Annotated in this window: 1 protein-coding gene and 2 pseudogenes; all 3 read left to right on the top strand. The window is 65.6% G+C overall.

Translation table 11 applies throughout. The features are described 5' to 3' along the window. Nucleotides 1–495: pseudogene (locus DBR34_RS23720) on the top strand (hypothetical protein); the annotation flags it as partial. A gap of 3 nt (nt 496–498) precedes the next feature. Beyond that, complete coding sequence (locus tag DBR34_RS23715; RefSeq protein WP_258224064.1) at nt 499–786, top strand: hypothetical protein; 288 nt, start codon at nt 499–501, stop codon at nt 784–786. After that, nucleotides 783–1,148, top strand: a pseudogene (locus tag DBR34_RS17195) (hypothetical protein); the annotation flags it as partial. The gene DBR34_RS23715 and the pseudogene DBR34_RS17195, both read left to right, overlap by 4 nt.

The following is a 1,148-nucleotide window of genomic DNA, read 5'->3' as shown; positions in this document are numbered from 1 at the left end:
CGTGAAACCACGCCGGTGCTGGGGTTTGGCCCCGGCCCGATGGAACTGGCTCCCAACCGCCACTACAACGCCGGCAAGCCCTGGCTGTTCATTACATCGGCGAACGGCAAGGTGCTCAAGCAGCTTCCCGAGCATGGCGACCCCTACCGGGAAATTTACCAGACCGATGCCTGGTGGCAGGCAATCAACCCGGAATGGCTGAACCCGGCCAAGCGGGAAACCAACGCACTAGTGGAGCACCGCAAGGCATTGAATCGCGCCGCTGCGTACCACGAAAAACTGGCGCATCGCTTTCATCAGCCCACCTTCGCCTATTACGGCAATGACGCGAAAAAGCACAAGGCGTGGGGCACCGTTACCTGGCGTGCGGTGGCAGCCACCTACGTGCAGCTTGCCGCCGGCAGCCAGGACGGTATGGCCAACCCCAGCGTGACCGGTCATGCGAGGTGGAGCGAAAACGCGCAGAAGCCCCTGCAGGGCAACCCGGGGCTGTAGCGGGTGCTGCCCGGTCGCACCGATGTGGCCGCCAATGAAGCCCTGCCCGAACGCGGCCTGCACGACAGCAGCGGCCAGCCGGTCCGCTGCGTGGTGCAGCCGCCGGCCGATCCGGGCGATGGCACCGTGCCCGCGGCCGAAAGCGCGGCGGGGGTACGAAGGGCGCGCCCGGTCGTGCTGTGCAAGGCAGGTGGCTACGACCATCAAGGCTCCTATAACGATGCCGGTGTACGGGAATTCGTGCTCGACAGCGTGCTGCGTTCGCTGGATCCATTGAAGGTGCCAGCGTGATCCGCCGTTTCTCCCCCTGGCTGCTGGTGTTGTGGGTGGGTCACCTCACCGGCTGCACGCCAGCGCCCGTTTACCAAGGCATCGATATGTCCGCACACAACTCCGTCGCACTCGCCCCCGTCTGCGTTGGCCAGTTCGCCCTTCAGTTCCCACGCGACGGGGTGGCCAGCTGGCACGTCAACCTCGACTGGGCTGCCGTCGAACGCCTGCCGGCCAGGCTGCACAATGCCACCGGCTTCTGGGCCCACGTGCATGCCCGGCGCGATTCGCTGGCGGCCCAGCCACACGACACAGAGCCGAGTCTGCTGAGCCACTACGAGCAAGTAGGTGAGAACGCGGCGTTGCTGTTGCATCGAGAGGAA

The sequence above is a fragment of the Stenotrophomonas sp. HMWF003 genome (assembly GCF_003061285.1).
In the GTDB taxonomy this organism is placed as follows: domain Bacteria; phylum Pseudomonadota; class Gammaproteobacteria; order Xanthomonadales; family Xanthomonadaceae; genus Stenotrophomonas; species Stenotrophomonas maltophilia_AP.
The sequence above is the reverse complement of the archived record's forward strand: the minus strand, read 5'-3'. Positions and strand labels throughout refer to the sequence as shown.